Raw genomic sequence first — 25,363 nt, 5'->3', positions numbered from 1 at the left:
CGCCGCGTAACCCCCTGTGCCGCCGAGGCCGCCCTGCCGACGAGGTTAACCGGGGGATTTCGCGCGGATGAAACCATGCCTAGGCTTCCCGCGTCCAAGGCCCAGGAACCGCCCGATGCTGCCCTCCCAGCGCCATCTCTTCGACCTGCCGCGCGAGGTCGCCTACCTCAACGCGGCGGCCTGGTCGCCGCTGCCGCTCGCGGTGCAGGAGGCCGGGCGCATGGGCGTCGGCCGCAAGGGCCGCCCCTGGGAGGTCGATCCCGCGCTGCCGGGCCGGGTGATCGAGCGCGCCCGCGCCGCCGCCGCCGCGCTGATCGGCGCCGCGGCGGAGGATGTCGCGGTGGTCTCCTCGGTCGGCTACGGCGTGGCGTCCGCGGCCAAGGTCTTCGCTCCGCCGGCCGGCAGCCGCGTGGTGGTGCTGGAGGACGACCATTCCTCCCCGGTGCTCGAATGGATGGTGCGCGCGCCCGCCCAGGGCTTCACGGTCGATACGGTGAAGCGGCCCTCCGACGGCGACTGGACCGCTGCCGTGGAAGCCGCGATCGCGAAGCCCGGCGCGCCGGTCTCGCTCGCCTCGATCTCCAACGTGCACTGGTCGGACGGGTCGGCGCTCGACATGGATCGCATCGCCGCGGCGCTGAAGGCGAAGGGCGCGGCGCTGCTGATCGATGCGACGCATGGCGCGGGGATGATGGACCTCGACGTGAAGCGCATCGACCCGGATTTCCTGATCTTCCCGACCTACAAATGGGTGCTCGGGCCCTATGGCCGGGCCTTCGCCTATGTGGCGAAGCGCTGGCAGGGCGGCGTGCCGCTCGAACAGACCGCCTTCGGTCGCAAGGGCGTGGCGGCGGAGCGCGTGCCGTACTTCGCCGATCTCTCCTACGTCGATTCCGCGCGCCGCTACGACATGGGCGAACGCGACCATTTCGTCGGGCTCGAGATGGCGGCGGTCGGGCTCGAGATGATGGCCGGCTGGACGCAGCCCGCGATATCGGAGCGCTGCGCGATGCTGACTGCGCGGCTTGAGGACGGGCTCGCCGCCGCCGGCGCGCTGCTGCCGAAGCGGAGCCTGCGCGCGCCGCATGTGCTCTGCGTGTCCTTCGCCGGCGGCATGCCGGCGGGCCTCGCGGAAGCGCTCGGCGCGCAGGGCGCCTATGCCGCGCCGCGGCTCGGGCGGCTGCGCATCAGCCCGCATGTCTACAATGACGAGGAGGATGTCGACCGCTTCGTCGCCGCCTTCGCCCGCGTCGTGAAGCGCGCGGCCTGACGCGATGCGCGCGAGGAAGGGGCTCCGCGCCGCCGCAGGGTGGCGCCGTCTCGCCCTGTGCCTTGGTCTCGTGGGCTGCGCGGCGGAGGAACCCGGGCTGCGGCCGGTGCCGCTCGCCCAGGCGCAGCAGGAGGTCGCGGAGCGCTGCACCTACATGGGCGGCACCTTCATCGCCGATCCCGATGCCAGGCGGAGCGTCGGCGGCCCGTCCGGCAGCGCGGAGGTGACGCTGCCCGGCCCCGACTGGTGCGAGCGCGCAGAGCCACCGTCGGGCGCGATGTTCCTCCGCTTCGCGCCGGCCGTGGCGCTGCGCACCGAGGGCCGGATGCCGACCGCGTCGGAACTCGCGCATACGCTCTCCCTCGCCGCGGCGCGTTTCGGGCCGGAGCAGGTGCCGCCATCGACCCTGCGGAACCTGGCGGCGCTCCGCGCGGTGCTCGAGGCCGACCTTCGCGCCGGCATGGCGGGGGAGGAGACGCCCGCCGGCGGCCTGCGCCTGCTGCCGGTCGAACAAGGCCCGCAGCTGCGCGTCATCGAGGCGCAGGTCGGCACGGCCGATGCCGGCACCGCCTGCATTCCCGCCCGCATCGTCTATGAGGAACGCGACCATCCGAGCTTTCCCGCCGGGACGGTGCTGCGCATGACCTCGAACAGTCGGTACTGCCTGGCACCCGCCGGCGCGGCGGGCTTCGCCGTGCTGCGCGCGAGCGAGCGGCGCGTCGCGCAGGACACGGAAGCCGATCCGCGCAGCGTCGAATGGGCGGCGCTGATGGAGCGCTACTTCGCCTCGCTGCGCTTCGTGGCCGGCCCGCAGCCCGCCCCGGGACGCGTCAGGCGAGGCCGGTGATCTTCATCCGGCGCTGGAACCGGTCGAGGATCTCGCCGTAGATCTCGGGGTTGTGCTGCCGGGTGAAGCCGCAGACCTTGAGGGCGTTCTCGGCGCCGAAGTAGGGCGCGCGGGCGGCCTCGTTCATGGCCCGCCAGTCGCCATCCGCCGGACGGCCCGGCGCGCCCGCGACATGCGCGAGCTCATGGACGATCGTCGCGGCGAGGGAGACCGGCGACCGCGCGGCATAGGCCGAGATGGAGATGATGGCGTTGCCCGCGACGTTGTTCGACGAGAGGACCTCGCCCATCGTGACGCCGGCGCTGCCGTCGGTGACCCTGAAGTCGTCCGCCGGGTTCGCCGAGCCGTTGCGGAAGAAGATGAGCTTGTAGCCCAGCAGGGCGGTCAGCGTGCGGCGCACCGACTGCGCGCGCCCCCGTCCGAGCTCCAGGAAGTAGGAATCGCATTGCGGGTTGCGGGCGTCGCCCACCGAACGATGCACCAGCGCCATCGCTTCCTCGAAGCAGGTCACGACGTTGATCGGCCGGCCCGACCCGCGAAAGGAGGTCGGGACCGTCACCTGCGTCGGCCATTTCTGCCAGCGGGGGTCCGCGGGATTGTCGGCGGGGTGGTTGCAGCTCATCCCGGCATCGGCGATGCCGACGATGCTGATCTGGCCGTTCTTCGTGATGTAGCGATTGGCGGGCATGGCGCCTGTCCCGTGGGAATGCGCGCGATGTTTCGCCGCAGGGCGACCGCGCTTCAAGCGACATCGCGCACAGGCCGCACGGCGGCCTGACCCGTTTCACACCCCCCGAACAGCAGAAGGGCCCCGCGCGATGCGCGGAGCCCCCAGCTGCCGTCGGATCCGAGAAGGATCAGACGGAGTAGTACATCTCGAACTCGACCGGGTGCGGGGTGTGCTCGAACTTGTACACCTCGGACCACTTCAGCTCGATGTAGGACTCGATCTGGTCCTTCGAGAAGACGTCGCCGGCCAGCAGGAACTCGTGGTCGGCGGCGAGCGACTGCAGCGCCTCGCGCAGCGAGCCGCACACCGTCGGGATGCCCTTCAGCTCCTCCGGCGGCAGGTCGTACAGGTCCTTGTCCATGGCGTCGCCCGGATGGATCTTGTTCTTGATGCCATCGAGGCCGGCCATCAGCATCGCCGCGAACGCGAGGTAGGGGTTCGCGCCCGGATCCGGGAAGCGCACCTCGACGCGCTTCGCCTTCGGGGACGTCGCGTAGGGGATGCGGCAGGACGCGGAACGGTTGCGCGCCGAGTAGGCGAGCAGCACCGGCGCCTCGAAGCCCGGGATCAGCCGCTTGTAGGAGTTGGTCAGCGGGTTGGTGAAGGCGTTGAGCGCCTTGGCGTGCTTGATGATGCCGCCGATGTAGTACAGCGCCGTGTCGGACAGGTCGGCATAGCCGTTGCCGGCGAAGACCGGCTTGCCGCCCTTCCAGATCGACTGGTGGACGTGCATGCCCGAGCCGTTGTCGCCGTAGACCGGCTTCGGCATGAAGGTCGCGGTCTTGCCGTAGCTGTGGGCGACGTTGTGCACGCAGTACTTGTAGATCTGCATGAAGTCCGCCTGCTCCACGAGCGGGCCGAACTTCGTGCCGAGCTCATGCTGCGACTGCGCCACCTCGTGGTGGTGCTTCTCGCCGGGCAGGCCCATCTCGATCATCGTCGAGAGCATCTCGGCGCGCAGATCCTGCTCGCTGTCCACCGGCGGGACCGGGAAGTAGCCGCCCTTCACGCCCGGGCGGTGGCCCATGTTGCCTTCGGGGAAGTCCTTCAGGCTGGCCTGCGGGCCCTCGATGCTGTCGAGTTGGTAGATGCCGTAGGTGCCGCCGGTGCCGAACTTCACGTTGTCGAAGATGAAGAACTCGGCTTCCGGACCGAAGAAGGCGATGTCGCCGATGCCGGTCGACTTCAGGTATTCCTCGGCCTTCTTCGCCGTGCCGCGCGGGTCGCGGTTGTAGCGCTGGCCGGTCGACGGCTCATAGATGTCGCAGAAGAGGATCATCTGCGGCTTGGCCGAGAAGGGATCCATCACCGCCGTGGTCGCGTCCGGCATCAGGATCATGTCGGACTCGTTGATCGCCTTCCAGCCGGCGATCGAGGAGCCGTCGAACATGATCCCTTCCTCGAAGATCTCGGGTTCGATCGTCGAGACGTGCTGGGCGGTGTGCTGCCACTTGCCGCGCGGGTCCGTGAAGCGGAAGTCCACGTACTCGACGCTGTGCTCCTTGATCATCTCCATCACCTTGGAGACGGCGGAGCCACCTCCGGCGGCGGCGGGCTTCTTGGCCATGATGTGCGGTCCTGTTCCCTGACTGCGAAAACCCCGAAGTCCTTGCATCCCCGTCGCGGCTTCGGTGCTCCGCGACGTGGCCCGGCTTCCCTGGCGGGTCGGCGCATGCCGGCCAGCCTGGATACTGCGGCCCGGCGGGCGCCTGGCGCCTCACGCGGACCTCGCGCCGCCCCTCACCGAGAAAGGGGGCGGCGTAACCACCAGGGCTAGACGGCGTCCTCGCCGCGCTCGCCCGTGCGGATTCGAATGACCTCCTGGATCTCGGAGACGAAGATCTTGCCGTCGCCGATGCGGCCGGTGCGGGCGGCGGCCTGGATGGCCTCGACCGCGCGGTCGAGCATCTCGTCGCCGCAGATGACCTCGATCTTCACCTTGGGCAGGAAGTCCACGACGTATTCGGCCCCGCGGTAGAGCTCGGTGTGCCCCTTCTGGCGCCCGAATCCCTTGGCCTCGATGACGGTCAGGCCCTGGAGCCCGATCTCGTGCAGCGCGTCCTTCACCTCGTCGAGCTTGAACGGCTTGATGATGGCCTCGATCTTCTTCATCGGCTCCTGTCCAACGCCCCTGCGCCTTGCGGCGCCCAGGACTTCCTCCCGGCTTTCAGCCCGGTTCGTTGCTGACCCTGATCCTGGCGTGCGCCGCGGGCGTGCCCGCAGTCACGCCCGGGGTATTGCACGCGCCATGCCGGGCCAGCAATCGGCGGGACCCAGGGAAAATCGGTGGTTCAAGCATGGTGTTGCACATACATTGTGCGAATCGCTCAATAATAGGGCAGCATATGCCTGCGGGTTGCCGCCCTCCGCCGGTGGCCCCATAAGCGGCGCTCCCTCGACCTTCCAGGACACCGCGCCCGGACGATGCGCCCGCAGAACGCCCTTCTTTCCGCCACCGGCACCACGATCTTCACCGTCATGTCGGCGCTGGCGAACCAGCACCAGGCGATCAACCTCGGCCAGGGTTTCCCGGATTATGACGGGCCGGACGACGTGGTCCGCGCTGCGGCCGACGCGCTGCTCGACGGCCGCAACCAGTATCCGCCGATGACCGGCGTGCCGGAACTGCGCAACGCGGTCGCCGCCCACAACGGGCGCTTCTATGGCCTCGAGGTCGATCCGAATGCGGAGGTCGTCGTCACCTCCGGCGCCACGGAAGCGATCACCGCCTGCCTCATGGCGGTGCTGAACCCGGGCGACGAATGCGTGCTGATCGAGCCGCTCTACGACACGTATCTTCCGGTCGTGAAGCTCCTCGGCGCGGTGCCGAAGCTGGTGCGCCTGTCGCCCCCGAACTGGGAGCTGCCGCGCGCGGAACTGGCCGCCGCCTTCGGGCCCAAGACCAAGGCGATCCTGTTCAACACCCCGATGAACCCGACCGGCAAGGTGTTCACCGCCGCCGAGCTCGCCTTCATTGCCGACCTCATTGCCCGCCACGATTGCTACGCGATCTGCGACGAGGTCTACGAGCACCTGACCTTCGACGGCTGGAAACACATCCCGCTGATGACGCTGCCGGGCATGCGCGAGCGCTGTATGCGCATCGGCTCCGCCGGCAAGACCTTCAGCCTGACCGGGTGGAAGGTCGGCTACATCACCTGCGATCGCTCGCTCGCGCCCAATGTCGCCAAGGCGCATCAGAACCTGACCTTCACCACGCCGCCCAACCTGCAGCGCGGCGTCGCCGTCGGACTGGTGAAGGACGATGCCTATTTCGCCGGACTGTCGAGCCATCTGCAGCAGAAGCGGGACCGCCTGGCGGCGGGGCTGGCGCGGCTGGGCTTCGGGGTGCTCGAGACCAAGGGCACCTACTTCATCACCACCGATGTCCGCCCGCTGGGCTGGAACGGCGACGACGTGTCCTTCTGCCGGACGCTGACGGAGGAGGCGAAGGTGACCGCCATCCCCGTCACCGCCTTCTATGCCAGCGAGGATGCGCCCAGCCACTACGCGCGCTTCGCCTTCTGCAAGGGCGATGCGCTGCTGGACGAGGCGCTGGCGCGCATGGAGCGTTGGCTCGCCGCGCGCGGCTCGAGGCCCGTCGCCGCCGCCGGTTGAGGTCGGCCGGGAAGCCGGTGGCGTGACGTGTCGCCGCGCCGCGTCCCGGTTGTGGATTGCGACAGATACCCGCATTGCGCACATCGTCCTGCGGTTGTGCGCCGCGGGGCGTTAGGCGGGCGCCGTGACGGGATCAGGACAACCGCGCCGAGGCATGTCTCGCCTGTCACGATAAATGAGACGTACCGTGAATTCAGCGTCAAACAAGATGTGGTGGTTCGATACCGCACAATTCCACCAGATATAGTAGTCGATGGCAAAATTCTCAATATTGAGAGCATCTTCGAGATTGCAAATCATCACGGGATCGTGTTCACATACCCGCGTTGATTGTGATCTGGGGGTGCAAAATGCGCGATCAGATGCAGATGGGCCGGTCGACCGCCCCTGAGTCGTATGGCTACGGCCTCTCGCCCGAAGGGCGGGCAGCGGTGGCCCTCGGAATGATCGCCCTCGTTCTCGGTTTCGGGGCGGTCGCTGCCGCCGCCTACGTCGGGATCTTCACCACGGCTGCGGTGATCCAGCTGCCCGGCGGCCTGCCGACGCTCGATCCACGTGTCGTGGCCCTGGTGATGGCGGTGCTGGGCACCATCACCACGGCGCTGGGCGGTCTGACCCTCTACAAGTCGCAGGACATGTGACGTCGCTCCGGCCGGTAGGGGATCGGCCGGGCGAGAGCACGCCACGACTGCGACCGCACTGGGCCGGGCCCCGGGGGGGTGCCCGGCCCATCGTGCGTCAGGCCTCTTCCGATGCGCCGCGCAGATACGGTTCGACGGTGCCCGTCAGCTTCAGCGTCAGCGGCCGGCCCTTGCGGTCGACGCTCTTGCCCATGCTGACGCGGACCCAGCCTTCGGAGACGCAGTACTCCTCGACATTGGTCTTCTCCTGGCCACGGAACCGGATGCCGACGCCGCGCTGCAGCAGCTCCTCGTTGAAGTAGGGGCTGGCGGGGTCGGTCGAGAGGCGGTCGGGAAGCGTGTCGGTCATGGTGCGAAATCTCGATGGGCCGGCGGGGAGCCGTGCGTGGTTGGCCATGGCACCGGCCAGGCCGGGCGCCCCACCCTCTCGGGGTGGGCCGATGGGGGACGCCCGTACCACTCCGCGCGGGCGAGGTCGATGCCGCCCGCGCCGGTCAGCGTCGTGTACTGCTGCGTTTCGACCCCTTGCTCCTGCAGCCGAAGCGAGGCCGATGCTGTAGCCGTCGCAGGCGCTGCCCCGGGAGGCCGGGATGGCTCTTGGTCCTGGCATCCGTCCGCATCGGATCCCGGTTCACCGGGACGTCTCCCGAAGATGGGACGTCGCACCGTGCAGGCCCGTCGGGACTGAAACCGATCAGACGGCAGCCGTCACATCGCCGGGCGCGCCATGAGCGCGAGGCCCTCGGCGACCGAGACGAACTCGCCACCTGACAGGACCCGTTCCATCCCGAAGCGGTCGGTGAAGATCCGTCTTACCGCCGGCACCAGGGAGGTTCCCCCCGTGAGGAACACGCGGTCGACCGCGTCGGGTGCCGTCCCCGCATCGGCGAGCGCCGCATCGACCGCCGCGGCGATGCGCGTCAGCTCCGGCGCGATCCAGGCCTCGAAGTCGGTCCGCGCGATGCTGGCGCGCAGCGCGAAGTCGCCATGGGCGAAGTCGAGCACCGCCGCCTCCTCGGCCGACAGCGCCGCCTTCACGCCGGCGACGGCGCGGTACAGCGCGTAGCCCGCCTCCTCCTCGATCAACTGGATCAGGTGCTGCAGGCGCTCGGGGTGCTCGGCGGTGCGTGCGACCTCGGCGATGTCGCGCAGCGTGCGGGGGGCGCGCATCATCGACAGCTGGTTCCAGCGCGCGAAGCTGGTGAACCAGGCGGGGGGCACCGGCAGCATATCCCCGCCCATCACGCTGTAGCCCGTCCCCTTGCCCAGCCGCGGCGAGACGACGTGGTCGATGATCCGGTAGTCGAAGGCGTCGCCTGCGATGCCGACGCCGGCATGGCCCAGCGCGGTGACGCGCCGCGGCGGCCCGGGATCGAAGCGCATCACCGAGAAGTCGCTGGTGCCGCCGCCGAAATCCGCGACCAGCACCGTCGCCGCGTGGTCGAGGTCCTGGGCGAAGCGGTGTCCTGCCGCGGCCGGCTCGAGCCCGACGGCGACCGTCGAGAGCCCCGCCGCGGCGAAGGCGCCGCGCAGCCGCGTTTCGGCCAGGACGCCGTCGTCGCGTTGCGCCACGAAGCGCACCGGGCGGCCGACCGTCACCTCCGCGCCGTCGAGCTCGCCGCGGAAGGGCGCGAGGAGCGTGCGCAGGAACAGCCCGATCAGGGATTCGAGCGACCAGGACCGGCCAAGGATGCGCGTCTCGGTGAAGCTGCCCTGCGCCAGGTAGCTCTTCATCGACATGATCAGCCGGCTGGCGAGCGGATCGTCGAGATAGGCCTCGATCGCCTCTGGCCCCGCGGCATTGCGCGGGCGGCCATCCTCCCCGGCCCAGAAGCAGAGCACCGAGCGGAACACCTCGCCCGTCGGATGACGCAGGGTCACGACTGAGCCATCGGGCCGCGCCATCGCGACCACGCTGTTCGTCGTGCCGAAATCGATCCCGATCGCGGGGCGCATGAAAGGAGTGTCCGGCAGGAGGAGGGCGCGCCTTGAAGCCCGTTGCGCGCCTCCTGGCAAGGGCGGCTCGTCGCGACGCCCTCAGGCGCAGTGGCGGCGGATGGCGGCGCCGAGCCGTCTCGCGGCGTCGCGCAGGGCCGCGGGCGCATGGCCGGAGTAGCCGATCAGGAAGCCGTCGGGGCCTTCGGGCAGCAGACGCAACTCCGACAGCAGCCAGCCCTCGACCCCGGCCTCCGCCTGGATCCGCCTGGCGGTGCCGGGCGGGAGCCCCTCGGGCAGGGTCCCGAGCAGATGCAGCCCGTGATCCGGGCGCTCGAAGGCCAGGTGGGGACCGCAGGCGAGGGCCAGCTCCTCCGCCACCAGATCCCGCGCCAGCCGGTACTGCGTGCGCATCCGCCGCAGATGCGCCGCGAAGTCACCGCCCTCCATCACCTCGGCCAGCGCGCCGCCCATGATGGGCGAGGGGAAGCGGTCCGACACCGCGCGCACGGCCATCACGCGGTCCATCAGCGTCGCCGGCACCACGACGAAGCCGATGCGCAATCCGGGGAACAGCGTCTTGGAGAAGGTGCCGAGATAGATCACCCGCCCCGCGCCATCGATGCCGGCGAGCGCGGTCAGCGGCGGGCCGGCGAAGCGGAACTCGCTGTCGTAGTCGTCCTCCATCACCCAGGCTTCCTCGGCCCGCGCCCAGTCGAGCAGCGCGAGCCGGCGCGCCATCGACATCGTCACGCCGGTGGGGAACTGGTGGGATGGCGTGACATAGGCGACCCGCGCGCCCGGGGCGCGGCGCCGCCCCGCGGCGACGTCGATGCCCGCCGCGTCGACCGGCACCGGCACCAGCGTCGCGCCGAGCGCGCTCAGCGTCCGCCGCGCGGTGACGTAGCCCGGATCCTCCATCCACACCTCGTCGCCGCGCCGCAGGAGCGCCTCGGCGCAGAGACGCAGCCCCTGCTGCGTGCCGCTGGTGATGAGGATGCGGCTCGGGTCGCAGGTGATGCCGCGCGTCGCGGCCAGGTGCTCGGCGATGGCGCGGCGCAGCGCCTCGCTGCCGCGGGGATCGCCGTAGCCGAGCTCGGCCTCGTCGGCGTGCCAGACACGGTCGCGCAGCGCGCGCGCGAAGCGGCGCAGCAGGATCGGGTCGGCGGTGGTCCGCCCGACGGCGAAGGGCGCGCCCCGGGGCGCGCTCTCCGGCATCGTGACGGGATCGGCCACGGCCGCACCGCGCGGCACCCGGGCGGCGACATAGGTGCCGTCGCCGACCCGGGCTTCGGCCAGCCCATCGCTCAGCAGCAGTTCGTAGGCGACCACCACGGCGTTGCGCCGGACGCCGAGCTGTTCGGCCAGCAGGCGGCTGGACGGCAGGCGCAGCCCCGCCGCGAGGCGACCATCGAGGATCGCCGCCCGCAACCCCGCATGCACTCGGCTCGACTGGCTGCCGCCGGCGCTCTCATCCTCGAGGCGCAACGGCAGGTCGAGCACGGCAGCATGGCGCTCCCGAATGGTCGGCATATACGGCTCCGAATTGGTCCTCGCGTCGACCAATTTCGCAGTGCGACAAGGGGCCGGTCAATGAGGGGACCCACCATGTCCGACGCCGTCGAAGCCCCGGCCTATCCGGTCGACCAGGTCAACCGCGTGAAGCGCCTGCACGAACGCGCCCGCTACGACCATGAGACCGTCCACCGCATTCTCGATTCCGCGGCGCTCTGCCACGTCTCCTACGTCATCGACGGGCAGCCCTACTGCACGCCCACGCTGTTCTGGCGGGAGGGCACGCGGCTCTACTGGCACGGGTCGAGCGCGAGCCGGATGCTGCGCAACCTGTCCGACGGGGAGCCCGCCTGCCTGACGGTCGCCCATCTCGACAGCCTCGTCATGGCGCGGTGCGGCTTCAATCATTCCGCCGACTATCGCGCGGTCATGTGCTTCGGGCAGGCACGACTGGTCACGGACCCCGAGGAGAAGGTCCGGGCTTTGACCATGATGGTCGACCGCTTCTTCCCCAACCGCACCGCGGGGCTGCGCCAGAGCACGACGCAGGAGATCAAGGCGACCGCGGTGGTGTGGATGGAGATCGAGCGCGCCTCGGCCAAGATCCGCGCCAAGGGCGTGGGCGACGACGAGGAGGATTACGCGCTGCCGATCTACGCCGAGCGGCTGCCCGTGCGCACGGTGCTCGGGGAACCGGAGCCGTGCCCGCGCCTGGTCGCGGGTGTGGAGCGCGGCGCGGATCTCGATGCCTATCGGCCGGGACGGCTGCTGGAGGAGGCGCTGCGCGAGGCCCACGCCGAGGCCTATCGCTGACCGGGCACCGCAGCGCGGACGAATCTGCGCGCCGGTTGCGCGGCATCAAGGACACCTGATGCCGTAGCGGTTCCCACTGTCATCGACCGGAGCCGCCAGGCATCGGGCGTGGCTGGCTTCCGCGATGTGGGGGAACCGCCAGGATGTCTCGTGAACGGACCGCTTCGACCGGTTTGGCCGTGGCGCTCGCCCTTGGCCTTGCACTGCCCGCCGCCGCGCAGCCGGCGCCGGATACACTGGCCGCGGTGCGGGAGAGGGGCGTCGTCACCTGTGGCGTCACCCCGTCGACGCTGGGCTTCGCGCAGCCGGACGCGAGCGGGGTCTGGCGCGGCATCGATGTCGACTATTGCCGCGCCGTGGCCGCGGCCGTGCTCGGCGATGCGAACAAGGTGCGCTTCGTCACGCCGACCACGGCGACGCGTTTTGCCGTGCTGCAATCGGGCGAGATCGACATCCTGCTGCGGACCACGACATGGACGATGGGGCGGGAAGCGACGCTCGGGGCGGCCTTCGTCGGCGTCAGCATGTATGACGGCCAGGGCTTCATGGTGAAGCGATCGTCGAACATCTCGACGCTGCGCCAGCTCGACGGCAGCACCATCTGCCTGCTGCCCGGCACCACGACGGAGACCATCACCGCCGAATACTTCCGCGGCCACGGCATGCGCTTCACGCCGCTCGCCGTGCCGACCATCGAGGCGCTGCGGGAGGCCTTCCTCGCCGATCGCTGCAACGTCTACACCCTCGACCTGTCGGCGCTCGCCGCCTTCCGCGCGAGCCGCGGCGCCGAGGCGGATCAGTTGGTGCTGCTGCCCGACGTGATCTCCAAGGAACCGCTGGGCCCCGCGGTGCGCCAGGGGGACTGGCGCTGGTTCAACATCGTGCGCTGGACGCACTACGCGATGCTGACGGCCGAGGAACTCGGCGTGACGAGCGCCAACGCCGACGCCGCGGCGGCCAGCACGAACCCGGATGTCCAGCGCCTGTTGGGTCGCACCGGCGATCTTGGCCAGGGGATTGGCCTCGACAACGCCTGGGCCGCGCGGATCGTCGCCCAGGTCGGCAACTACGGCGAGGTGTGGGAGCGCAACATCGCGCCGATCGGCATCGCGCGCGGCGTCAACGCGCTCTGGACCCAGGGCGGGCTGCACTACGCGCCGCCGATGCGCTGAGGGCGTGAAGGGCGCCCGGACGATCCGGGCGCCCGCCGGTGGTCAGCCCGCCTTGGCTTCGCGCCGGCGGCGGGTGAGCACGAACTCGGTGTAGCCGTTGGGCTGCTTCGCGCCCTCGAACACCAGGTCGCAGGCCGCCTTGAAGGCCGGACCGTCGAAGCCGACGGCCATGGGCCGGTAGGCCGGGTCGCCCGCGTTCTGCTGGTCCACCACCGCGGCCATGCGCTTCATCGTCGCCATCACCTGGTCGGAGGTGACGATGCCGTGGCGCAGCCAGTTGGCGATGTGCTGGCTGCTGATGCGCAGCGTCGCGCGGTCCTCCATCAGGCCGACATCGTTGATGTCAGGGACCTTCGAACAACCGACGCCCTGGTCCACCCAGCGCACGACATAGCCCAGGATGCCCTGCGCGTTGTTGTCGAGCTCGGCCTGCACGTCCGAGGGCGACCAGTTGGTGTTCTCGGCGAGCGGCACCGTCAGGATGCTCTCGAGCGCCGCGCGGCGGCCGCCCTTCTGCAACTCGTCCTGCCGCGCCGCGACGTCGACCAGGTGGTAGTGCAGCGCGTGCAGCGTCGCCGCGGTGGGGGAGGGCACCCAGGCGGTGTTCGCCCCCGCCTTCGGATGGCCGACCTTCTGTTCCAGCATCGCGGCCATCATGTCGGGCATCGCCCACATGCCCTTGCCGATCTGCGCCCGCCCGCGCAGGCCGCACATCAGGCCGGTGTCGACGTTCCAATCCTCATAGGCGCCGATCCAGGCGGCCTTGCGCATGTCGTTCTTGCGCACGACCGCACCCGCTTCCATCGAGGTATGGATCTCGTCGCCCGTGCGGTCGAGGAAGCCCGTGTTGATGAAAACCACGCGGTCCTTCGCCGCGGCGATGCAGGCCTTGAGGTTGACGGTGGTGCGCCGCTCCTCGTCCATGATGCCCATCTTGAGCGTGGCGCGCTTGAGGCCGAGCGCGTCCTCGACGCGCGCGAACAGCGTGTCCGCCCAGGCCACTTCCTCCGGCCCGTGCATCTTCGGCTTCACGATGTAGACGCTGCCCGCGCGCGAATTCATCCGCTTGCCGCGGATGTCGTGCAGCGCGATCGCGACGGTGCAGAGCGCGTCGAGGATCGTCTCCGGCACCTCGGCGCCATCGAGCGTGACGGCATCGGTCATCATGTGGTGGCCGACATTGCGCACCAGCATCACCGAGCGGCCATGCAGCGTGACCGCCCCGCCCGAGGGCTTCTGGAAGATGCGGTCCGGGTTCAGCCGGCGGACCATCACCTTGCCGTCCTTCTCGAACTCGGCGGTGAGGTCACCCTTCATCAGGCCGAGCCAGTTCCGGTAGACCTCGACCTTGTCCTCGGCGTCGACGGCGGCGACGGAATCCTCGCAGTCCTGGATCGTCGTCAGCGCGGATTCCATGACCACGTCGGCGATGCCGGCCGCGTCGGTCTTCCCGATCGGGTGGGCGCGGTCGAACTTCACCTCGATGTGCAGGCCGTTGTGCACGAAGAGCAGCGACGTCGGCGCGTGCGCGTCGCCCAGGAAGCCGACGCACTGACCCGGGCGGGCGAGGCCGGTCCTGGACCCGTCCTTGAGCGAGACCTCGAGCGCGCCGGCTTCGAGCCGGTAGCCGGTCGCGTCCGCGTGGCTGCCCTTGGCGAGCGGCACCGCCTGGTCCAGCACCTGCCGGGCGCGGGCGATCACCTTGGCGCCGCGCGACGGGTCGTAGCCCTTCGCCTTCGGTCCCTCCTGCGGAATGGCGTCCGTGCCGTAGAGCGCGTCGTACAGCGAGCCCCAGCGTGCGTTCGCGGCGTTCAGCGCGTAGCGGGCATTCGAGACCGGCACCACCAGCTGCGGGCCGGCGAGGCTGGCGATCTCGGCGTCGACATCGGTCGTGCCGACCTTCACCTCGGCGGGCTCGGGCAGCAGGTAGCCGATGTCCTTCAGGAAGGCGGTGTAGCCGGCGAGGTCGACCGGCTTCGCCGGGTGGGCGCGGTGCCAGGCGTCGATCTGCGACTGCAGGCTGTCACGCTTCCTGAGCAGCGCGGCATTGGCCGGCGCCAGCTCGCGCAGCACGCGCTCCATCGCTTCCCAGAAGCGGGCGGGCTCGACGCCGGTGCCGGGGAGGGCCTCGGTCTCCATGAACGCCTTGAGCACCGGGGCGACGTGCAGACCCTTCGTTGCGGTCATGGTGCTGATCTCCTGAACGCTTAGGCCCCGCATGGAGGCATGATTCGCCGCTACCTAGGGGCAAAGGCGCGGATGGGCAAACGCCGCGCGTCGCCGCCGCGAGAGCGGCCGCCGGGGGGCTTGCCGGCGGCGCGGCGCGGCGCAAGGCTCCGGCGCCCACGAGGATAGGATCGTCGCCATGGCCTGGACGCCGCCCCCCCATGTCACGCAGCACTGGCAGGTCACCAAGCCCGGCGCCACGGGCAAGCGCGGCATGGTCGCCTCCCAGGCCCGCGACGCGGCGGAAGCGGGCATCGCCATCCTCGAGGAAGGCGGCACGGCGGCCGACGCCGCGGTCGCCACGGCCTTCGCGCTGGCGGCGGTGGAGCCCTGGAATTCAGGCCTCGGCGGGATCGGCTTCACCCAGGTCGCGGGGCCGGACCTCGCCCCGCAGACCCTGGATTTCGGGCCCGTCTCTCCGCACGCGCTCGATCCTTCCGCCTACCCGATGACCGGTCGGCAGAAGGCGGACCTGTTCACCTGGCCGGAGGTGTTCGAGGACCGCAACGTCCACGGCCCGCTGTCCTTCGCCATCCCCTCCTCGGTCGCCGGTTATGCCGAGCTGCACGCGCAGCATGGGCGGTTGCCGCTGTCGGTGGTGATGGCGCCGGCGATCGCCTTGGCGAAGCGCGGCCTGGCGCAGGACTGGTTCACCACGCTGAAGGTCGCGAACAGCGCCTCCGTGCTGCGGCTGTACGACGAAAGCGCGCGCATCTACCTGCCGAACGGATTGCCGCCGGTGCCGCCCTACCAGGGCAGCCCCGGCTTCTTCCGGCAGGGCAAGCTGGCCGAGACGCTCGAGCGCCTGGCCCATGCCGGGCTGCGCGACTTCTACGAAGGCGAGGTGGCCGGCGAACTGCTCGCCGATTTCCGCGACATGGGATCGCCGATCAGCGCGGCCGACCTGATGGGCTGCAAGGCGAGCGTGAAGCCGGCGCTCGAGGCGGAATGGCGGGGCAAGCGGCTGTTCCTCGCCAACGGCCTGACCGCGGCGCCGACCCTGCTCGCCGTGCTCGACGGCATGCGCGGGGCGGACTTCTCGGGCAGGGCGCCGACGGCGGGCTGGTATGCGCAGCTCGCCCGCGTGATGCGGTCGGCCTATGCGGATCGGCTCGCGGGCCTCGGCGACGCCGAGCCCAAGGCAGCGGAATCCTGCACGACCCACCTGACCGTCTGCGACAAGGACGGGATGATGGTGGCGATGACGACGACGCTGCTGTCCTCGATGGGCAGCCGCGTCGTGCTGCCGCGCTCCGGCGTGCTGATGAACAACGGCATCATGTGGTTCGATCCGCGGCCGGACGCGAAGAACGCCATCGGGCCCGGCAAGCGTCCGCTGACCAACATGTGCCCCGTCATCGGGGCGGAGGGCGATGCGCCCACGATCGCGCTCGGCGCCTCGGGCGGGCGCCGCATCATGGCCTCCGTCTTCCAGATGCTGTCCTACGTCGCCGATTTCGGCATGAGCCCGGAGGTGGCGGCGCATCATCCGCGCCTGGACGTCTCGGGTCCGGACGGGGTGACGGCGGACCGTCGCCTGGGGGCGGAAACCATCGCCGTCCTGGCCCGCGACGCCGAGGTGACCGAGGTCGAGCACGCCGTCATGCCGGTGAACTTCGCCTGCCCGAACCTGATCCGCATCGCCAAGGACGGCACGCGGGAGGGCATCACGGACGCGATGAGCCCCTGGAGCGCCGCCCTCGCACAATAAATCGTGAGGGAATCCTTGCCCTTCCCTCGCCGGGCGCGCCAAATGGCGCGCGGCGGCGGAAGACCGCGGGTGGGGGGCGCATGTCAGGCAATGGTCCTGGGTCCACTCCGGACGAGACTGGATCCGAGGCAGAGCGCCAGGCGCCGGCCTCGGTGCCGGGTACCTATCCCGATGATCGGCGGCGGACGCCGCGTTTCCTGGTCGACCAGCCCTGTACGATCTTCACCGGACGCCATGTCTGGGATGGGCATCTGCGCGATGTCTCCGACGGCGGCGCCATGCTGCGCGGCGTCCCGGGGCTCGTCGCCGACGACCAGCTGCTGGTGCGGCTGATGCGCCGTCCCGAGGTGGCGTTCCGGGCGCGGGTGCGCGGCGTCAGCCTGCTCGGCGCGCATATCGCGATCGAGGAACCGTCCGAGGCCGAGGCCTGGCGCCGGGCGATCGCCGAACTCGCCACCTGACGTCGCGGTCCCGGCCGCGCGGCACGGAGCTTGCCATCCCTGTCTCCCGAGCGCCGGGCCGCCGGGGTCTGAGCCACTGCAATGCCTGCTTCTTGATCATCCGGCGGCGACGGCGCCCTGACAGGGAGCAAGGTCATGAATCGTCGCTCATTTCTCGGGCTCGCCGCGGCCGGAGCGCTGGGGCCCTTGGCCACCCCGTGGGTTGCCTCCGCGCAGTCGGGCGCCTGGCCGACCCGCGGTTCGGTCCGCCTGGTCGCCCAGTTTCCCCCGGGCGGGCTGGTCGACACCGTCAGTCGCCTGATGGCCCCGGTGATGTCCCAGGCGTTGGGGCAGACCGTGGTGGTCGAGAACCGCGCCGGCGCGGGCGGGGTGATCGGGACCGACTTCGTCGCGAAGCAGCCGGCGGACGGCTATACGCTGCTCGTCAGCCATGCCTCGGTGCATGTCTTTTCGACAGCGACGATGCCGACGCTGCCCTTCCATCCGGTCAGCGACTTCACCCATATGGGCCTGCTGGTCGAAGCCGCGAACGTCCTTCTGGTGAAGGCGGATTCGCCGTACCGGACGCTCGACGAATACCTCGCCGCGGCGCGTGTGCGGCCGGTCCGCTACGGGTCCTCCGGCATCGGCTCGGCGCCGCATCTGCTCGGCGCGATGCTGACGGGGGAGGCCAACGCCCTCAACCTCGACCACGTGCCCTATCGCGGGTCGGCGCCGGCCATGCAGGACCTGATGGCGAACCAGATCGAGTCCATGATCGACCCGATCACGACCAATGTGCAGCTGATGAAGGACGGGGTGTTGCGCGCGCTCGCTGTGTCCACGCTCCAGCGCCTGCCGGCCTTCCCGAACGTGCCGACCTTCGCGGAGCTCGGCTATCCGAAGCTGACCTCGGCGCAGTGGCTTGGGCTGTCGGCGCCGAAGAACCTGCCGCAGCCGATCGTGGAGCGGCTGACGGCGCTGATCCCGACGATGGTGCAGCGTCCGGAACTGATGGCGCGCTTCGAGGAACTGCAGACCCTGCCGCGCAATCCGCCGCCGACGGGGACGGATTTCGTCGCGATCATCAACCAGCAGATCGGCGAATGGACCGCCGTGGCGCGGCAGTACAACATCGTCGTGACGTGAGACGAAGCGCGGGGGAGGGAACCCTCCCCCGCGCCCGCGACCGGAGACTGACCTCGGAGGTCAGTTCCCAATTGCCAAAGAAGGTTGGGGGGCTCGGGGGGAAGTTCCCTTCCCCCCGCCTTCCTTCACAACCCGCCCTGCTGCGCGCACCAGCGCGCGACCTCCTCATGCGTGCCGAACCACACGCCGGGCTGGGCCTTCATGTAGGCGACGAGCCGGTCGAGCAGCGCGATGCGGCTGCGGTGCCCGGTGACGTGCGGGTGCATGGTCAGCAGGAACAGCCCGCCTTCGGCATAGGCGCCGTCGAATTCGGCGCGGAAGATCTCCTCGACCGCCGAGGGCGGCGTGTAGGGCCGCAGCGCCGAGAAGCGCACCATGTTGAAGTAGACCGCGTCGTCGCGGATCCATTCGGGCGGCAGTTCCACGATGCCGGTCGGCTCGCCCTGGACTTCGAGCTCATAGGGATCGTCGTCGGCCATCAGCGATGAATCGTAGAGCAGCCCGAGCTCCCGGATGATGTCCATGGTGTCGACCGAGAAGTCCCAGGACGCCGTGCGGATGCCGACGGGGCGCTTGCCGGCGATCTTCTCGAGCGTGTCTGCCGCGCGGAAGGTGAGCTCGCGCTCCACCCCGGGCGGCAATTGCGTGTTGGCTTCGTGGATCCAGGAATGGATGCCGATCTCGTGCCCTTCGTCGGCCACCGCGCGCACCTCGTTCGGGTGCAGCCGGGCGGAGACGGCGGGATAGAAGAAGGAGGCGCGCACGCCGTGCCGGTCGAGCAGCGCGCGGATGCGCGGCACGCCCTGCCGGTTGCCGTACTGGCCCTGGCTGATGCGCATCGGGCTTTCGTCGGAATCGCGCAGCGGGATGGTCTCGTGATCGGCATCGAAGGACAGCGAGACGGCGCAGCGCGCCCCGCCCGGCCAGGCCTTCGGCGCGAGGGAACGCCCCGCACGCGCGCGGCCGACGATGTGGCGCCAGCGGGTCTCCGGCCATTCCCAGGGCTTCGCCGTCTCGTCGCTCATTGGTGATCTCCGTGCAACCGCGCATGGCACGGTAATTGCGGCGTCGGCGGGGTCAATCCGCCGCGCGCCAGGCGCCGGCGGTCCACAGCCAGCGGAGCCGCAGCATGGACATCGGCGTCTTCATCCCGATCAACAACAACGGATGGATCATCTCCGCCACCTCGCCCCAGTACATGCCGAGCTTCGAGCTCAACAAGGCGGTGGTGCAGAAGGCCGAGGGCTACGGCTTCGACTTCGCCCTGTCGATGATCAAGCTGCACGGCTTCGGCGGGAAGACCGAGTACTGGGATCATGGGCTCGAGAGCTTCACGCTCATGGCGGGCATCGCCGCGGTCACGACGCGGATCAAGCTGTTCGCGTCCGTCGCGGTGCTGACCATCCCGCCGGCGATCGTCGCCCGTATGACGAGCACGATCGATTCCATCGCCCCCGGCCGGTTCGGCGTGAACATCGTCTCGGGCTGGCATTCGAAGGAATACAGCCAGATGGGGCTGTGGCCGGGCGACCAGCATTTCGCCAAGCGCTACGACTACAGCACCGAATACGTGACCATCATGCGCCAGCTCTGGGAGACCGGCCTGTCGGACTTCAAGGGCGACTACTTCCAGATGGATGGCTGCGTCCTGTCGCCGCGCCCGAAGGACCGCGTAAAGGTGGTCGCGGCGGGCCAGTCGGACCGCGGCATGGCCTTCGCCGCCGAGTTCTGCGACTTCAACTTCTGCCTCGGCGAGGGCGTGAACGAGCCGACCAAGGCTGCCTCCGTCCCCGCCCGCGTGCTCGAGGCTGGGAAGAAGACCGGCCGCGATATCGGCGCCTACATGCTCTACATGATCATCGCCGACGAGACGGACGAGGCCGCCTGGGCGAAGTGGAAGCTGTATGTCGAGGGCGCGGACAAGGAGGCGCTCGCCTACCTGCATGGCAAGGCGGCCGAGGACACCACGGCGGCCGATACCTCCATGGCTGCGGCGGTGCTGCGCTCCCCCACGCCGGTCAACTGGAACATGGGCACGCTGGTCGGGTCCTACGCCAATGTCGCGCGGATGATGGACGAGATCGCGACCATGCCCGGCGTGAAGGGGATCATGCTGACCTTCGACGACTTCCTCGAAGGCCTCGACACCTTTGGCAAGCGCATCCAGCCGCTGATGGACTGCCGCAGGGACAGGCTGCCGCTGGCCGCGGAATGACCGCCCCGGCTTGAACGGCGCGGGATCGGGGGACATGGTGGCCCCATGTCCGACACCGATCCCGCCCTGATGTCCGCCGAGACGCTCCTCGGCCTCTACGCCCGCCGTGCGCTGTCGCCGGTCGAGGCGCTGAAGGCCGTGATGGAGCGCGTCGCCCGCTACAACCCCTGGGTCAACGCCTTCGCCGCCATGAACCCGCGCGCCCTGCAGGCCGCGGGCGAGAGCGAGGCGCGCTGGGCCGCCGGGCGGCCGATCGGGCCCCTCGACGGCGTGCCGGCGACGGTGAAGGACCTGCTGAACCTGGCCGGCTTCCCGACCCGCCGCGGCAGCCGCACCACCGACACGACGCCGGCGACCGAGGATGCGCCCTCGGTCATGGGGCTGAAGGAAAGCGGCGCCGTCATCCTCGGCAAGACGACGACCACGGAGTTTGGCTGGAAGTCGCCGGGCGACTGCCCGCTGAACGGCATCACCCGCAATCCGTGGAACCCGCAGCGCACGGTCGGCGGGTCGTCCTCCGGCGCCGGGGCAGCGGGCGCGGCCTGCTTCGGGCCGCTGCACATCGGCACCGACGCCGGCGGGTCGATCCGCATCCCGGCGGCCTTCTGCGGGCTGGTCGGCGTGAAGCCCTCCTTCGGGCGCATCCCGCAATGGCCGTTGGGCGCCTTCGGGCATGTCGCGGTGGCCGGGCCGATGACGCGCACGGTGCGCGACGCGGCGCTGATGTTCTCGGCCATGGCGCGATTCGACCTGCGCGATCCCTATTGCCTGCCGGACGAACCGCGCGACTGGCGCCAGGGGATCGAGGATGGCGTCGCGGGCATGCGCGTCGCCGTGGTGCGGCGCATGGGCTTCGAGCCGCCGCTCGACGCGGATGGCGAGGCGGTGCTGGCGGGTGCCGCGCAGATGCTCGCCGAGCAGGGCGCGATCGTCGAGGAAGCCGATCCCGGCTTGCCCGATACCCGCGCGATCTTCGGCCGCGTCTGGGGCGTCGCCCTGTCCCGCGTCGTCGCGACCATCCCGGAGGAGAAGCACGGGATGCTCGATGCCGGCATCCTCGAGGTCGCGCGGAAGAACGGCGACATGTCGGCCGTGGACTACCTGGCGGCCGAGGCGATGCGCCTCGAGGCCGCGCACGCCATGGCGCGCTTTCACCAGCGCTACGACCTGGTGCTGACCGCCTGCACGCCAACCGCGGCCTTCGACGCCGACCAGCCGACGGTGCAGCCGGAACTGGCCCTGTGGCGCGACTGGGCACCCTGGACCTTCGCCTTCAACCTGACCCGCCAGCCCGCGATCAGCGTGCCGGTGGCGCTGGACGGGGAGGGCATGCCGCGCGCGGTGCAGGTGGTGGCACCTCTCTATCGCGACGACCTGGCCTTCCGCGGCGCGCGGGCGCTGGAACGCGCGGCGACGCTGCCGCTCGCCAATCCCGCCGAAACCGCGCCGCAGCGGGGCTGACGCATGTCTGGCGACGGTGACGACTACGTCTATGACGAGGCCAGCGGCGAATGGCGCCCCGCCTCGGAGGTGGCCGCCGCGGCGGCCGAGGCCGCGAAGTCCCGCGTGCGGGATGCGGCGGGCAATGTCCTGGCGGATGGCGATTCGGTCACCCTCATCAAGGACCTGAAGGTGAAAGGGACCAGCACCACCCTGAAGCAGGGCACGGTTATCCGCTCCATTCGCCTGACGGAGAATGACGAGGAGATCGACTGCCGCTACGAAGGCATCAAGGGCCTGGTGCTGCGCACCGAATTCGTGCGCAAGCGCTGATCGGGAGGATTTTCATGCGTTTGGTGACGTTCAAGGACGGGAAGGGCACGCGCCTCGGCGCGCTGGACGAGGCGGGCAAGGTGCTCGACCTGGCCGCTGCCGATGCGGCGCTGCCGCGCGACATGCTGGCGCTGATCGCGGGTGGCGCCGCCACGCTGGCGGCCGCCCGCGCGGCGGAAGGGAAGGCGCCGGTCGCCGAAGGGGCCACGATCCTCGCGCCCATCCCGCGCCCGGCGAAGAACGTCTTCTGCGTCGGCAAGAACTACCACGAGCACGCGAAGGAATTCGCGAACAGCGGCTTCGACGCCACGGCGAAGGAAGTGGTGCCCGAGGCACCGGTCGTGTTCAGCAAGCCGCCCACCAGCGTGATCGGCCCGCACGACCCGATCCCCTCCTTCCTCGATTCCTCGAACAGCACGGATTACGAGGGCGAGATCGCCGTCGTCATCGGCAAGGGCGGCCGCGGCATCAGCGAGGCCGACGCCTACGGGCACGTCTTCGGCTACACCATCGTCAACGACGTCACCGCGCGCACGCTGCAGCACAAGCATCGCCAGTGGATCCTCGGCAAGGGCATCGACGGCTTCTGCCCGATGGGCCCGGCGATCGTGACGGCCGATGCCGCCGGGACGCCGCCGAAGCTCGCGATCTCGACCTGGGTGAATGGCGAGCTGCGCCAGCGGGCGCCGGTCGACGACCTGATCTTCGGCATCCCGACCCTGATCGCGACGATCAGCGCGGCGATCACGCTGGAACCGGGGGACATCATCGCGACCGGCACGCCGGCGGGCGTGGGCATCGGCTTCTCGCCGCCGAGATTCCTCAAGCCCGGCGACAAGGTGCGCATCGAGGTGCCCGGCATCGGCGTGCTGGAGAACCCCGTCGCGTGACCTGAGGCCAACGAGACCAACCGGGAGGAAAGAAGAGAATGAAGCGTCGCGTCCTGATCGGCTCCGCCGCCGTTGCCGCCTTCGCGGGCGCGGCGCGGGCGCAGGAGAGTTTCCCCACGCGCCCCCTCAGCATGGTCGTCGCCTTCCCGCCGGGCGGGCAGGCGGATGTGGTGGGGCGGCCGGTGGCGGCGGCGCTCGAGCGGATATGGCGCGTCGCGGTGCCGATCGTGAACCGCGGCGGGGCGGCGGGGGCGATCGGGAACGCCTCGGTCGCGCGCGCGACGCCGGACGGCTACACGCTGCTGATGGCGCTCTCCTCCATGGCACTGCTGCCCGAGGCCGCGCGGGTGAACGGTCGCGAGCCGACCTACACGCCCGACATGCTGGCGCCGATCGCGCTGTTCTCCGCCGATCCCACCGTGCTGGTGGTGCCGTCCGCGAGCCCCATCCGCACCATCGAGCAGTTCATCGCCGATGCGAAGGCGCGCCCTGGGCAGGTCTCCTATTCCTCGGCGGGCAACTACTCGGCGCTGCATGTGCCGATGGCGCAGTTGAGCCAGGCGGCGGGGCTCGACATGCTGCACGTACCCTTCCAGGGCGGTGGGCCCGCGCTGACGGCGCTGCTCGCGGGCCAGGTGAACTGCCTGGCCTCGGGGCCTGGTCCCATTGCGCCGCATGTGCGCAGCGGCGCCCTGCGGCCGATCGCGACCTGGGGGCGCACGCGCCTCGCTGGCTTCGAGGAGGTGCCGACGCTGATCGAGAAGGGCTTCCCGGATTGCGAGTTCTACATCTGGGTCGGGCTCTTTGCGCCCGCGGCCACGCCCGCGCCGGTCATCGCGCGCATCCGCGACGCATCGCGCCTGGTGTCCGCCGATCCCGAGTTCCGTCGCGCGATGGAAGCCAGCGGCAACACCATCGACCATCGCGACGGCGAGGCGTTCCAGCGCTTCTATGGCGAGGACGCCGCGCGCCTGGTCCGCGTGGTGCGCGCCCTCGGCAAGATCGAGTAGGCTTCCCTCCGACACGAAGGGGGCCGCATGACCGAGATCTGGCAGCTACCGGCGACGGCACTCGCCGCGCGCTATCGCGATGGCAGCCTGACGCCTGGCGCGGCGCTGCGCGCGGTGCTCGACCGCATCGCCGCGGCGAACCCGAAGCTGAACGCCTTCGCGACGCTCGATGAGGCGGGCGCGCTGGCGGCGGCGACGGCGGCCGATGCGCGCTTCGCCGCCGGCCGGCCGCTCGGGCCGCTGGATGGCGTGCCGGTCTCGATCAAGGACAACATCACGGTCGCCGGGCTGCGCTGCGCCTGGGGCAGCGAGCTCTACCTCGACTACGTCCCCGAGGCCGACGAGACGCCGGTCGCTCGCCTGCGCGCCGGTGGCGCGGTGATCCTCGGCAAGACCAACGTGTCGGAGTTCACGCTCGGGCGCGGGAACTGCGACACCAAATCCTTCGGCACCACGCGCAATCCCTGGAACACGGCGCTGACGCCGGGCGCTTCGACGGGCGGTGGCGCGGCGTCGGTTGCCTCGGGCTTCGGGCCGGTGACGCTCGGCACCGATGGGGGCGGGTCGATCCGGCGGCCGGCCTCGCATTGCGGACTGCTGGGGCTTAAGCCGACCGCGGGGCGCGTCGCGCGGCGCAACGGGCTGCCGGTCATCCTCGACGATGCCGAGGTGATCGGGCCGCTTGCGCGTACGGTGGATGACCTCGCGACGGTGCTGTCGGTCATCCAGGGGCCGCTGGATGAGGACCGGCTGTCCGTTGGCGTTCCCGGCCCGCATGAGGAACCGCCGCCGCCCGCGGGGCTGCGCATCCTCTACGTGCCGCGCTTCGGAGATTGGGAGGTGGATGCGCCCGTCGCGGCGTCCTGCGCCGGCGCCGCGCGCAACCTCGCCGCGCTCGGGCATCGCGTCGAGGAAGGGACGATGCCCGTGGACCTCGCCCTCTTTGACCGGCACTGGCCGGTGCTGACGGCCTCGGGCCTCTCCTGGCTGCTGCGCGACCGGGACTGGCGCGGCCGCATCGGCGCGATCTACGAGGAGATGATGGACCAGGCGGCCGGCTTCACCGTCGCCGACTACATCGAGGCGCTGAACGCGTTCCGCGAGGTGCAGGCCCAGTTCGCCGTCGCCTTCCGCAGCTGGGACGTGATCGTCACGCCCTCGGCCGGCGCGCTGCCTTGGGATGCGACGCAATTCGGCCCGCCCCATCACCGCGCCTTCACCGGCATCGTGAATGCGGGCGGCCTGCCGGGACTGAACGTCCCGGTCGATCCCGCGCCGGATGGTCTGCCGATCGGCGTGCAGCTCATCGGGCCCTTTGGCGCCGATTGGCGGCTGATCGCGCTCGCGCGGCAATACGAGGCCGCGCATCCCTGGGCGCATCGCTGGCCGTCGCTCTGAGCCCCTTGCG

23 protein-coding genes are annotated in these 25,363 nt (G+C 70.4%); 15 read left to right on the top strand and 8 right to left on the bottom strand.

The window, feature by feature from the left end:
* Positions 1 to 115 precede the first annotated feature (115 nt).
* Together GWK16_RS12315 and GWK16_RS12310 are read left to right on the top strand one after the other, a co-directional pair.
* Positions 116 to 1,270 carry an aminotransferase class V-fold PLP-dependent enzyme gene (locus tag GWK16_RS12315; protein WP_170054252.1) on the top strand — a complete coding sequence of 385 codons (1,155 nt, stop codon included), beginning with the start codon at positions 116 to 118 and terminating at the stop codon, positions 1,268 to 1,270.
* 4 nt (positions 1,271 to 1,274) lie between these two features.
* Positions 1,275 to 2,117: a hypothetical protein gene (locus tag GWK16_RS12310; protein WP_170054251.1), complete on the top strand. Its 843-nt coding sequence runs from the start codon at positions 1,275 to 1,277 to the stop codon at positions 2,115 to 2,117.
* On the opposite strand, the gene GWK16_RS12305 is transcribed toward GWK16_RS12310, so the two are convergent.
* From GWK16_RS12305 to GWK16_RS12295, 3 genes are all read right to left on the bottom strand, one after another.
* Positions 2,101 to 2,805, bottom strand: a complete 705-nt coding sequence (locus GWK16_RS12305; protein WP_170054250.1) for a hypothetical protein — start codon at positions 2,803 to 2,805, stop codon at positions 2,101 to 2,103. The genes GWK16_RS12310 and GWK16_RS12305 overlap by 17 nt on opposite strands.
* Positions 2,806 to 2,974: 169 nt before the next feature.
* The gene (glnA, locus tag GWK16_RS12300) at positions 2,975 to 4,414 is read right to left on the bottom strand and encodes a type I glutamate--ammonia ligase (RefSeq protein WP_170054249.1); all 1,440 of its coding nucleotides are present in this window, start codon (positions 4,412 to 4,414) and stop codon (positions 2,975 to 2,977) included.
* Positions 4,415 to 4,620: 206 nt separating this feature from the next.
* Positions 4,621 to 4,959, bottom strand: coding sequence for a P-II family nitrogen regulator (locus GWK16_RS12295; RefSeq protein ID WP_168039481.1), 339 nt, complete (start codon positions 4,957 to 4,959; stop codon positions 4,621 to 4,623).
* A gap of 312 nt (positions 4,960 to 5,271) precedes the next feature.
* Between GWK16_RS12295 and GWK16_RS12290 the strand changes: the two genes are divergently transcribed.
* Positions 5,272 to 6,465, top strand: coding sequence for an aminotransferase (locus tag GWK16_RS12290; protein WP_170054248.1), 1,194 nt, complete (start codon positions 5,272 to 5,274; stop codon positions 6,463 to 6,465).
* A gap of 443 nt (positions 6,466 to 6,908) precedes the next feature.
* Positions 6,909 to 7,106: a hypothetical protein gene (locus GWK16_RS12285; protein ID WP_170054247.1), complete on the top strand. Its 198-nt coding sequence runs from the start codon at positions 6,909 to 6,911 to the stop codon at positions 7,104 to 7,106.
* Between the two features lie 97 nt (positions 7,107 to 7,203).
* On the opposite strand, the gene GWK16_RS12280 is transcribed toward GWK16_RS12285, so the two are convergent.
* The 3 genes from GWK16_RS12280 to pdxR form a co-directional block, all read right to left on the bottom strand.
* A complete protein-coding gene (locus GWK16_RS12280; protein ID WP_170054246.1) occupies positions 7,204 to 7,455 on the bottom strand; it encodes a DUF3297 family protein in 252 nt (83 codons plus the stop codon).
* A gap of 359 nt (positions 7,456 to 7,814) precedes the next feature.
* Positions 7,815 to 9,062 carry an Hsp70 family protein gene (locus tag GWK16_RS12275; protein WP_211187337.1) on the bottom strand — a complete coding sequence of 416 codons (1,248 nt, stop codon included), beginning with the start codon at positions 9,060 to 9,062 and terminating at the stop codon, positions 7,815 to 7,817.
* Between the two features lie 81 nt (positions 9,063 to 9,143).
* Positions 9,144 to 10,574, bottom strand: coding sequence for a MocR-like pyridoxine biosynthesis transcription factor PdxR (gene pdxR / locus GWK16_RS12270; RefSeq protein WP_170054244.1), 1,431 nt, complete (start codon positions 10,572 to 10,574; stop codon positions 9,144 to 9,146).
* A gap of 75 nt (positions 10,575 to 10,649) precedes the next feature.
* Between pdxR and GWK16_RS12265 the strand changes: the two genes are divergently transcribed.
* A complete protein-coding gene (locus GWK16_RS12265) occupies positions 10,650 to 11,369 on the top strand; it encodes a pyridoxamine 5'-phosphate oxidase family protein (protein ID WP_170054243.1) in 720 nt (239 codons plus the stop codon).
* Between the two features lie 143 nt (positions 11,370 to 11,512).
* Entirely contained in the window at positions 11,513 to 12,541 is a 1,029-nt protein-coding gene (locus tag GWK16_RS12260) for an amino acid ABC transporter substrate-binding protein (RefSeq protein ID WP_170054242.1), read from the top strand.
* A gap of 42 nt (positions 12,542 to 12,583) precedes the next feature.
* Here GWK16_RS12260 and GWK16_RS12255 read toward each other — a convergent pair whose 3' ends face one another.
* Positions 12,584 to 14,728 carry a malate synthase G gene (locus tag GWK16_RS12255; RefSeq protein ID WP_170054241.1) on the bottom strand — a complete coding sequence of 715 codons (2,145 nt, stop codon included), beginning with the start codon at positions 14,726 to 14,728 and terminating at the stop codon, positions 12,584 to 12,586.
* 178 nt (positions 14,729 to 14,906) lie between these two features.
* On the opposite strand from GWK16_RS12255, the gene GWK16_RS12250 reads away from it, so the two are divergent.
* The 3 genes from GWK16_RS12250 to GWK16_RS12240 all read left to right on the top strand — a co-directional run bounded on the left by GWK16_RS12250 (position 14,907) and on the right by GWK16_RS12240 (position 18,067).
* The gene (locus GWK16_RS12250) at positions 14,907 to 16,478 is read left to right on the top strand and encodes a gamma-glutamyltransferase (protein ID WP_170054240.1); all 1,572 of its coding nucleotides are present in this window, start codon (positions 14,907 to 14,909) and stop codon (positions 16,476 to 16,478) included.
* Between the two features lie 152 nt (positions 16,479 to 16,630).
* The gene (locus tag GWK16_RS12245; RefSeq protein ID WP_170054239.1) at positions 16,631 to 16,939 is read left to right on the top strand and encodes a PilZ domain-containing protein; all 309 of its coding nucleotides are present in this window, start codon (positions 16,631 to 16,633) and stop codon (positions 16,937 to 16,939) included.
* A gap of 135 nt (positions 16,940 to 17,074) precedes the next feature.
* Entirely contained in the window at positions 17,075 to 18,067 is a 993-nt protein-coding gene (locus tag GWK16_RS12240) for a Bug family tripartite tricarboxylate transporter substrate binding protein (RefSeq protein WP_170054238.1), read from the top strand.
* Between the two features lie 125 nt (positions 18,068 to 18,192).
* On the opposite strand, the gene GWK16_RS12235 is transcribed toward GWK16_RS12240, so the two are convergent.
* Positions 18,193 to 19,092, bottom strand: coding sequence for a polysaccharide deacetylase family protein (locus GWK16_RS12235; protein WP_170054237.1), 900 nt, complete (start codon positions 19,090 to 19,092; stop codon positions 18,193 to 18,195).
* Positions 19,093 to 19,196: 104 nt separating this feature from the next.
* On the opposite strand from GWK16_RS12235, the gene rutA reads away from it, so the two are divergent.
* Genes rutA through GWK16_RS12205 form a run of 6 tightly spaced genes read left to right on the top strand, consistent with a single transcriptional unit; the run spans position 19,197 to position 25,353 of the window.
* Complete coding sequence (gene rutA, locus GWK16_RS12230; RefSeq protein ID WP_170054236.1) at positions 19,197 to 20,282, top strand: pyrimidine utilization protein A; 1,086 nt, start codon at positions 19,197 to 19,199, stop codon at positions 20,280 to 20,282.
* Positions 20,283 to 20,327: 45 nt separating this feature from the next.
* On the top strand, positions 20,328 to 21,743 hold the full coding sequence (locus GWK16_RS12225) for an amidase (protein ID WP_170054235.1): 1,416 nt from the start codon (positions 20,328 to 20,330) through the stop codon (positions 21,741 to 21,743).
* Between the two features lie 3 nt (positions 21,744 to 21,746).
* Positions 21,747 to 22,055, top strand: a complete 309-nt coding sequence (locus tag GWK16_RS12220; RefSeq protein WP_168039451.1) for a zinc ribbon domain-containing protein YjdM — start codon at positions 21,747 to 21,749, stop codon at positions 22,053 to 22,055.
* Positions 22,056 to 22,069: 14 nt separating this feature from the next.
* The gene (locus GWK16_RS12215) at positions 22,070 to 22,945 is read left to right on the top strand and encodes a fumarylacetoacetate hydrolase family protein (RefSeq protein WP_170054234.1); all 876 of its coding nucleotides are present in this window, start codon (positions 22,070 to 22,072) and stop codon (positions 22,943 to 22,945) included.
* A 38-nt stretch (positions 22,946 to 22,983) separates the two neighbouring features.
* Positions 22,984 to 23,955 (top strand): tripartite tricarboxylate transporter substrate binding protein, encoded by a 972-nt coding sequence (locus GWK16_RS12210; RefSeq protein WP_170054233.1) that lies wholly within the window; start codon positions 22,984 to 22,986, stop codon positions 23,953 to 23,955.
* Positions 23,956 to 23,982: 27 nt separating this feature from the next.
* Positions 23,983 to 25,353 (top strand): amidase, encoded by a 1,371-nt coding sequence (locus GWK16_RS12205; RefSeq protein ID WP_170054232.1) that lies wholly within the window; start codon positions 23,983 to 23,985, stop codon positions 25,351 to 25,353.
* Positions 25,354 to 25,363 lie beyond the last annotated feature (10 nt).

This window comes from Neoroseomonas marina (assembly GCF_012927745.1).
GTDB classification, from domain to species: Bacteria; Pseudomonadota; Alphaproteobacteria; order Acetobacterales; family Acetobacteraceae; genus Neoroseomonas; species Neoroseomonas marina.
Note: the sequence above shows the minus strand (reverse complement) of the source record. Positions and strands in the feature narration are given on the sequence as shown.

Coding starts and splice junctions, on each gene's coding strand:
- GWK16_RS12315 (WP_170054252.1), top strand. CDS start 116: ATGCTGCCCTCCCAGCGCCATCTCTTCGACCTGCCGCGCGAGGTCGCC.
- GWK16_RS12310 (WP_170054251.1), top strand. CDS start 1,275: ATGCGCGCGAGGAAGGGGCTCCGCGCCGCCGCAGGGTGGCGCCGTCTC.
- GWK16_RS12305 (WP_170054250.1), bottom strand. CDS start 2,805: ATGCCCGCCAATCGCTACATCACGAAGAACGGCCAGATCAGCATCGTC.
- glnA (WP_170054249.1), bottom strand. CDS start 4,414: ATGGCCAAGAAGCCCGCCGCCGCCGGAGGTGGCTCCGCCGTCTCCAAG.
- GWK16_RS12295 (WP_168039481.1), bottom strand. CDS start 4,959: ATGAAGAAGATCGAGGCCATCATCAAGCCGTTCAAGCTCGACGAGGTG.
- GWK16_RS12290 (WP_170054248.1), top strand. CDS start 5,272: ATGCGCCCGCAGAACGCCCTTCTTTCCGCCACCGGCACCACGATCTTC.
- GWK16_RS12285 (WP_170054247.1), top strand. CDS start 6,909: ATGATCGCCCTCGTTCTCGGTTTCGGGGCGGTCGCTGCCGCCGCCTAC.
- GWK16_RS12280 (WP_170054246.1), bottom strand. CDS start 7,455: ATGACCGACACGCTTCCCGACCGCCTCTCGACCGACCCCGCCAGCCCC.
- GWK16_RS12275 (WP_211187337.1), bottom strand. CDS start 9,062: ATGCGCCCCGCGATCGGGATCGATTTCGGCACGACGAACAGCGTGGTC.
- pdxR (WP_170054244.1), bottom strand. CDS start 10,574: ATGCCGACCATTCGGGAGCGCCATGCTGCCGTGCTCGACCTGCCGTTG.
- GWK16_RS12265 (WP_170054243.1), top strand. CDS start 10,650: ATGTCCGACGCCGTCGAAGCCCCGGCCTATCCGGTCGACCAGGTCAAC.
- GWK16_RS12260 (WP_170054242.1), top strand. CDS start 11,513: ATGTCTCGTGAACGGACCGCTTCGACCGGTTTGGCCGTGGCGCTCGCC.
- GWK16_RS12255 (WP_170054241.1), bottom strand. CDS start 14,728: ATGACCGCAACGAAGGGTCTGCACGTCGCCCCGGTGCTCAAGGCGTTC.
- GWK16_RS12250 (WP_170054240.1), top strand. CDS start 14,907: ATGGCCTGGACGCCGCCCCCCCATGTCACGCAGCACTGGCAGGTCACC.
- GWK16_RS12240 (WP_170054238.1), top strand. CDS start 17,075: ATGAATCGTCGCTCATTTCTCGGGCTCGCCGCGGCCGGAGCGCTGGGG.
- GWK16_RS12235 (WP_170054237.1), bottom strand. CDS start 19,092: ATGAGCGACGAGACGGCGAAGCCCTGGGAATGGCCGGAGACCCGCTGG.
- rutA (WP_170054236.1), top strand. CDS start 19,197: ATGGACATCGGCGTCTTCATCCCGATCAACAACAACGGATGGATCATC.
- GWK16_RS12225 (WP_170054235.1), top strand. CDS start 20,328: ATGTCCGACACCGATCCCGCCCTGATGTCCGCCGAGACGCTCCTCGGC.
- GWK16_RS12220 (WP_168039451.1), top strand. CDS start 21,747: ATGTCTGGCGACGGTGACGACTACGTCTATGACGAGGCCAGCGGCGAA.
- GWK16_RS12215 (WP_170054234.1), top strand. CDS start 22,070: ATGCGTTTGGTGACGTTCAAGGACGGGAAGGGCACGCGCCTCGGCGCG.
- GWK16_RS12210 (WP_170054233.1), top strand. CDS start 22,984: ATGAAGCGTCGCGTCCTGATCGGCTCCGCCGCCGTTGCCGCCTTCGCG.
- GWK16_RS12205 (WP_170054232.1), top strand. CDS start 23,983: ATGACCGAGATCTGGCAGCTACCGGCGACGGCACTCGCCGCGCGCTAT.